6 protein-coding genes are annotated in these 6,747 nt (G+C 72.3%); 5 read left to right on the forward strand and 1 reads right to left on the reverse strand.

The features are described from left to right. Window positions 1–370: 370 nt before the first annotated feature. The 3 genes from RIF68_RS22350 (at window position 371) to RIF68_RS22360 (ending at window position 3,001) form a co-directional block, all read left to right on the forward strand. Window positions 371–502 carry a hypothetical protein gene (locus tag RIF68_RS22350; protein ID WP_309053069.1) on the forward strand — a complete coding sequence of 44 codons (132 nt, stop codon included), beginning with the start codon at window positions 371–373 and terminating at the stop codon, window positions 500–502. A gap of 114 nt (window positions 503–616) precedes the next feature. Continuing rightward, a complete protein-coding gene (locus RIF68_RS22355) occupies window positions 617–1,657 on the forward strand; it encodes a 3-isopropylmalate dehydrogenase (protein ID WP_309053070.1) in 1,041 nt (346 codons plus the stop codon). A gap of 261 nt (window positions 1,658–1,918) precedes the next feature. Then, on the forward strand, window positions 1,919–3,001 hold the full coding sequence (locus tag RIF68_RS22360) for a branched-chain amino acid aminotransferase (protein WP_309053071.1): 1,083 nt from the start codon (window positions 1,919–1,921) through the stop codon (window positions 2,999–3,001). A 19-nt stretch (window positions 3,002–3,020) separates the two neighbouring features. Here the strand turns inward: RIF68_RS22360 and RIF68_RS22365 are convergent, their stop codons facing one another. After that, window positions 3,021–4,562, reverse strand: coding sequence for a cytosine permease (locus RIF68_RS22365; RefSeq protein WP_309053072.1), 1,542 nt, complete (start codon window positions 4,560–4,562; stop codon window positions 3,021–3,023). A gap of 150 nt (window positions 4,563–4,712) precedes the next feature. Here RIF68_RS22365 and ureA point away from each other — a divergent pair, with 150 nt between their 5' ends. Both ureA and RIF68_RS22375 read left to right on the forward strand, forming a co-directional pair. Continuing rightward, window positions 4,713–5,411, forward strand: a complete 699-nt coding sequence (gene ureA, locus RIF68_RS22370) for an urease subunit gamma (RefSeq protein ID WP_309053073.1) — start codon at window positions 4,713–4,715, stop codon at window positions 5,409–5,411. Further along, window positions 5,411–6,747, forward strand: a 1,337-nt coding sequence (locus RIF68_RS22375) for an urease subunit alpha (protein ID WP_309053074.1), incomplete at its 3' end; no start/stop codon positions are given. The genes ureA and RIF68_RS22375, both read left to right, overlap by 1 nt.

Genomic DNA, 6,747 nt, shown 5'->3' on the forward strand with positions numbered 1-6,747 from the left:
GGACGAGCAGGTCGAGGACGCCCTTGAGCCAGTTGGATCTCCGGTCTGCGGCCATGGCGACATTGGACCACCACCTAGGTAGGAACGCAAACTAGGTAGCCATGCCGGAATGACGCGCCGCCCCCTCGCCGGCCGCGCCGTCTCAGATAGTAGGAAGTCCGAGTAATTGTGGAGACAGATGCGGCACCCTGCCCTAGCTTTGTAGGAGCCGAACGTCTCGCTTCATCAAGCGAATGGCGGCCGAGAGCGCGACGCCCTGCGCAGGCAACCCCTGCGGCGGCGCTCCCCGCCCCTGACGGCACCTCCGATCACCCCTGATCTCCCTCTCCGCAGAGCCGGATCACCACTGATCTCAAGGAGTCGATCCCCCATGGCCGCTCAGACCGCCCGCCGCGTCCGCCACTCCGCCGCCCGCACCAGCGACGAGGCCCGCCGGAACGCCGCCGCCGCCCTCCAGCGCGCCCTCGACCGCCGCGACAACGGCGGCTCCGCGGGGCACTGACCCCGCGCCGAACCCGGGGACGCGCAGTCCCTCCGCACGCGGGCCGGCGTCGGTCGTTCGTCCACATGATGGACGTGGCGTGTCAGACGATGGGACGAAGAGTAGGGTGCCGACATGTCTCACAGCATCGATCTCGCAGTCATTCCCGGCGACGGCATCGGCCAGGAGGTCGTGGCCCAGGGCCTCAAGGTCCTCGCGGCCGTGCTTCCCCAGGACGTGAAGCTGGAGACGCGGGAGTACGACTTCGGCGCCGAGCGCTACCGCGCCACCGGTGAGACCCTCACCGACGCCGACCTCGACTCCCTCAAGCGGCACGACGCCATCCTGCTCGGCGCGATCGGCGACCCGTCGGTCCCCTCCGGAGTCCTGGAGCGGGGCTTCCTCCTGAAGCTCCGCTTCGCCTTCGACCACCACGTGAACCTGCGTCCCTCGAAGCTGCTCCCCGGCGTCGCGACCCCGCTCGCCGGCCAGCCCGAGATCGACTTCGTCGTGGTCCGGGAGGGCACCGAGGGTCCGTACACGGGCAACGGCGGCACCATCCGCAAGGGCACCCCGCACGAGGTCGCCACCGAGGTCTCGGTCAACACCGCCTTCGGGGTGGAGCGCGTGGTCCGGGACGCCTTCGCCCGCGCCCAGGCCCGCCCGCGCAAGAAGCTGACGCTGGTCCACAAGAACAACGTGCTGACCTTCGCCGGCCACCTGTGGACGAGCGTCTTCGAGAAGGTCGCCCGGGAGTATCCCGAGGTCACCACCGACTACCTGCACGTCGACGCCGCGACGATCTTCCTCGTCACCGACCCGGGCCGCTTCGACGTGATCGTCACCGACAACCTCTTCGGCGACATCATCACCGACCTCGCCGCGGCCGTCTCCGGCGGCATCGGCGTCGCCGCCTCGGGCAACATCAACCCGAGCGGTGAGTACCCGTCCATGTTCGAGCCGGTCCACGGTTCCGCCCCGGACATCGCGGGTCAGGGCAAGGCCGACCCCACGGCCACCGTCCTCTCCGTCGCCCTGCTCCTGCGCCACCTCGGCCGCGAGGCCGAGGCCGTCCGGATCGAGGAGGCCGTCGCCGCCGACCTCACCGAGCGCGGGGACGCCGTCCGCACCACGGACGAGATCGGCGACGCGCTCGCCGCGCGAGTAGCGAGCTGACCCGCGCGCAACTGACACCCCACAGCAGCCGCCGGGTCGCACACGCACCCGGCGGCTGTTTCCTGTGCGGTCGCGGGGTGCCACCATCGAACCCCGGACCGCGTTCACCCGTTTTTCGCGCACCGGCACCCACGAGCGATAATCGAACGTGGGGCCGCGGAATGAGGGAAAGCTCGGACGTCCTAGGAGTACTCCTGGCAGTACCCGCCTAGCGGCGTGAGCGCGGTCCGTTCACACACAACCGGTGAAGGACACGTACTCATGACGACGATCGAGCTCAAGCCCTCCTCCAGCCCGCTGTCCGACGCGGAGCGGGAGGCGATCCTGGCCAATCCGGGATTCGGCCGCCACTTCACCGACCACATGGTCACCATCCGGTGGACCGAGGGCCGGGGCTGGCACGACGGCCAGCTCGTCCCGTACGGCCCGCTCTCCCTCGACCCCGCCACCAACGTCCTGCACTACGCGCAGGAGATCTTCGAGGGCCTGAAGGCCTACCGCCGCCCCGACGGCACGGTCGCCAGCTTCCGCCCCGACGCCAACGCCCGCCGCTTCCAGGCCTCGGCCCGTCGTCTCGCCATGCCGGAGCTGCCGGTCGAGACCTTCGTCGCGGCCTGCGACGCGCTGGTCCAGCAGGACAAGGCGTGGGTTCCGGCGCACGGCGGCGAGGCCTCGCTGTACCTTCGTCCGTTCATGATCGCCACCGAGGTCGGCCTCGGCGTGCGCCCCGCCAACGAGTACCTCTTCGTCGTCATCGCCTCCCCGGCCGGCCCGTACTTCCCCGGCGGCGTGAAGCCCGTCTCCATCTGGCTCTCGGAGAACCGCGTCCGCGCCGTCCCCGGCGGCGTCGGCGACGCCAAGACCGGCGGCAACTACGCGGCCTCCCTGCTCGCGCAGGCCGAGGCGGCGGCGAAGGGCTGCGACCAGGTCGCCTACCTCGACGCGGTCGAGCACAAGTGGGTCGAGGAGCTCGGCGGCATGAACCTGTACTTCGTGTACGGGAACAAGATCGTCACGCCGACCCTGACCGGCTCGCTGCTCGCCGGCATCACCCGCGACTCGCTGCTCTCCCTCGCGGCGGACCTCGGGTACGAGGCCGAGGAGGGGCGCGTCTCCATCGACCAGTGGGAGGCCGACACCGCGAACGGCACCCTCACCGAGGTCTTCGCCTGCGGCACCGCCGCCGTCATCACCCCGGTCGGCACGGTCAAGGCCGAGCGGGGCGAGTGGCAGCACTCGGGCGGCGAGCCCGGCGAGGTCACCATGAAGCTGCGCCAGGCGCTCCTGTCCATCCAGACCGGCGCGTCCGAGGACGTCCACGGCTGGATGCACCAGCTCGGCTGAGGCCTCCCCGAGGGGGCCGTCAGGCCCCCGCCCCGTCGCGCGCCACGGGGACGGCCCCGGGGGCGGCCTCCGGTCGCCCCTCCGGTCCCCGGGCCGCCCGCGTTCCGCCGGGGGACGCCTCCCCGTCCGGCGGCGTGTCCGCGTCCGCGGACGCGCCCTCGTGGGCGGCCTCTTCCCCGGCGGCGGTCCGGCCGGGCGTGAGGGTCGCGTACAGCGCCCCGCCCACCGCCCCCGACAGGACGAAGCTGCAGTCGATGCCGCCCGTCAGGGCGAGCAGCGGCCCCTCGTACAAGGGGGTGGACACCGCAGCGAGGCCCACCCCCGCGCCGATCGCCCAGGAAACCGTGGCGCGCGGGTGCCAGCCCGCCGAGAACCAGTACCGGCCGCCGCGAGCCCGCCGGTTGTGGACCTGGAGCGCCTCCGGGTCGTACCGCCCCGCGCACCGGACGTGCCCGATCAGGGTGATCACCGCCCACGGGGTGCCGATCGCCGTGAGGAGCAGGACGAACGAGGTCATCGCCGTCTGTGCGTCCGAGGTGAAGTGGCCGAGGAAGACGAAGGCGGTGGCCACCCCGGCCACCACGAGCGTCGCCCGCGTCCGGGTCGCCCCCGGCAGGATGGCGTCGAGGTCGAGGCCCATGGAGTACAGCATCAGGCCGGCGTTGCCGACGGATCCGGCCGTGGCCGCGAGCAGCAGCGGTACGAGGTACCAGGCCGGGGACGCGGCGACCAGCGGCCCGGCGTAGTCCAGGCCCCCGCGTGCCGCCAGCGCCGTGACCGTACCGAACAGCTGGGGGACCAGCAGGCCCACGAGCAGCCCGAGACAGGTGGCGCCGAGGACGGAGCGCCCGCTGTGCCGGGCCGGTGAGACGTAGCGGGTGTAGTCGCCGAGCAGGGTGATGAAGGCGACCGGCCCGCTGAGGCCGGCGGCCACCGCGGAGAGCAGCCAGGTCGGCCAGAACGAACCCAGCAGGTACGGGGTGTCCGGCACCGGCCCGGTCGTGAAGTCCCCGGCGTACGCGAGGAGTCCGAGGGCCAGGAGCAGGGTCATGCCGACGGCGAGGGCCTTGCTCAGACGGAGCAGCAGCCGGTAGCCGTACACCGCGGCGACCGCCGTGCCGGCGGCCAGCAGCGCGTAGACCACCGTGTGCGTGGCGCCGCCCGTGGGCAGTCCGACGAGCCGGGCGAGCGTCCCGACCACCACGTCGCCGCCGACCCACAGCGTCAGGGCCGTGTAGCCGAGCGAGAGCAGCAGGCCGACCACCGAGCCGACGAGCCGCCCGCGCACGCCGAAGAAGGCGCCGGACGAGGTCGACAGGTTGGTGGCGGTGCGCAGGGAGATCAGGGCGAGCGGCGCGGTGACCACCACGCCGAGGAGCGTCCCGGTGATCACGGAGGTGACCGAGGCCCACAGGCCGAGGCCGAAGGAGACCGGGAGCCAGCCGAAGACGATCACCCCCAGGCAGAGGTTCGATCCGAGGAGGATCGACACCAGGTCACGCGGGCCGCTGGTGCGCTCGGCCTCGGGGACGGTGTCGACTCCGCGCTGTTCTATCGGCATGGGGGCTCCCTGCGTCGGGGCAGTGCGTACCGGATTTTGAGCGCTGCTCAATGTGCCGCTCAATGTGACCCACGCCGGATGCCGCCGTCAATGCTTGGAACCGGGCGTCTCAGCATTTAGAGTGTCGCTCAAACAGGAGGTGTTACGGACGTGCGACTGACCCCCACCGAACGCGACCGGCTGCTGCTCTTCGGCGCCGCCGAGCTCGCCAGGGCCCGCCGGGCCCGCGGTCTCAGGCTCAATGTCCCCGAGGCGACCGCGCTCATCGCGGACACCGTCTGCGAGGCGGCCCGCGACGGCAAGCGACTCGCCGAGGCCATCGACGCGGCCCGCTCCGTCCTCGGCCCCGAGGACGTCCTGCCCGGCGTCGCCGACGTGGTCACCGAGGTCCACGTGGAGGCCGTCTTCGACGACGGCTCCCGCCTCGCGGTCGTCACCGACCCGATCGGCGGGGGAAGCCTCGGCGACGGGGCGCCCGGAGCGCTGCTCCCCGGCCCCGAGCACCCCGAGGCCGAGCCCGCCGTCACGCTGACCGTACGGAACACCGCGACCGTCCCCGTCAGCGTCACCTCCCACTTCCACTTCTTCGAGGCCAACCCGCGCCTCGACTTCGACCGGGCCGCCGCCTACGGCATGCGGCTCGCGATCCCGGCCGGCGCCTCCTTCCGCTTCGACCCGGGCGGCGAGGCCGAGGTCGGACTCCTGCCCATCGGCGGCGCGCGCGTCGCCATCGGCTTCGCGGGTCTGGTCGACGGCCCGCTGGACGCCCCCGGCGCCAAGGAAGAGGCCCTCCGCCGCGCGGCGGCCTGCGGCTACCTGGGGACCGGGTCCCCGAAGGAGGAGGACTGATGGACCCCTACGAGTACGCCTCCGTGCACGGCCCCCGCGCCGGTGACCGCGTCGTCCTCGGCGACTCCGGCCTCGTCGTCCGCGTGGAGTCCGACTCCCAGAAGCCCGGCGAGGAGTTCCTCGCCGGCTTCGGCAAGACCGCCCGCGACGGCCTCCACCTGAAGGCCGCCGCCGTCCGCGACACCTGCGACGTCGTCATCAGCAACGTCCTGCTCATGGACGCCGTCCAGGGCATCCGCAAGGTGTCCATCGGCATCCGCGAGGGCCGCATCCACGCCATCGGCCGGGCCGGCAACCCCGACACCCTCGACGGCGTCGACGTCGTCGTCGGCACCGGCACCTCCATCGTCTCCGGCGAGGGCCTCATCGCCACCGCCGGAGCCGTCGACACCCACGTCCACCTGCTCTCCCCGCGGATCATGGAGGCCTCGCTCGCCAGCGGCGTCACCACGATCATCGGCCAGGAGTTCGGCCCCGTCTGGGGCGTCGGCGTCAACTCCCCGTGGGCCCTGCGCCACGCCTTCAACGCCTTCGACGCCTGGCCCGTCAACATCGGCTTCCTGGCCCGCGGCTCCTCCTCCGACCCGGCCCCCCTCGTGGAGGCCCTCGCCGAGGGCGGCGCCTCCGGCTTCAAGGTCCACGAGGACATGGGCGCCCACACCCGAGCCCTCGACACCGCGCTGCGGGTCGCCGAGGAGCACGACGTCCAGGTCGCCCTGCACTCGGACGGCCTCAACGAGTGCCTGTCGGTCGAGGACACCCTGCGCGTCCTGGACGGCCGCACCATCCACGCCTTCCACATCGAGGGCTGCGGCGGCGGACACGTACCGAACGTGCTCAAGATGGCGGGCGTCCCCAACGTCATCGGCTCCTCCACCAACCCGACGCTGCCCTTCGGCCGCGACGCGGTCGCCGAGCACTACGGGATGATCGTCTCCGTCCACGACCTCAAGACCGACCTGCCCGGTGACGCCGCCATGGCCCGCGACCGCATCCGGGCCGGCACGATGGGCGCCGAGGACGTCCTGCACGACCTCGGCGCGATCGGCATCACGTCGTCGGACGCCCAGGGCATGGGGAGGGCCGGCGAGACCGTACGCCGGACCTTCGCCATGGCCGGGAAGATGAAGGCCGAGCTCGGCCCGATGGAGGGCGACGGCGCGCACGACGACAACGCGCGCGTCCTGCGCTACCTCGCCAAGCTCACCATCAACCCGGCGATCGCCCACGGCCTCGCCCACGAGATCGGCTCCGTCGAGGTCGGCAAACTCGCCGACATCGTGCTGTGGCGGCCCGAGTTCTTCGGCGCCAAACCGCAGCTCGTGCTGAAGGCCGG

Origin of the sequence: Streptomyces sp. (assembly GCF_031178505.1) — a bacterium.
Lineage (GTDB): Bacteria > Actinomycetota > Actinomycetes > Streptomycetales > Streptomycetaceae > Streptomyces > Streptomyces gulbargensis.

Excerpts from the sequence above, each read along its gene's own strand:
- RIF68_RS22350 (WP_309053069.1), top strand. The coding sequence starts at position 371 with ATGGCCGCTCAGACCGCCCGCCGCGTCCGCCACTCCGCCGCCCGCACC.
- RIF68_RS22355 (WP_309053070.1), top strand. The coding sequence starts at position 617 with ATGTCTCACAGCATCGATCTCGCAGTCATTCCCGGCGACGGCATCGGC.
- RIF68_RS22360 (WP_309053071.1), top strand. The coding sequence starts at position 1,919 with ATGACGACGATCGAGCTCAAGCCCTCCTCCAGCCCGCTGTCCGACGCG.
- RIF68_RS22365 (WP_309053072.1), bottom strand. The coding sequence starts at position 4,562 with ATGCCGATAGAACAGCGCGGAGTCGACACCGTCCCCGAGGCCGAGCGC.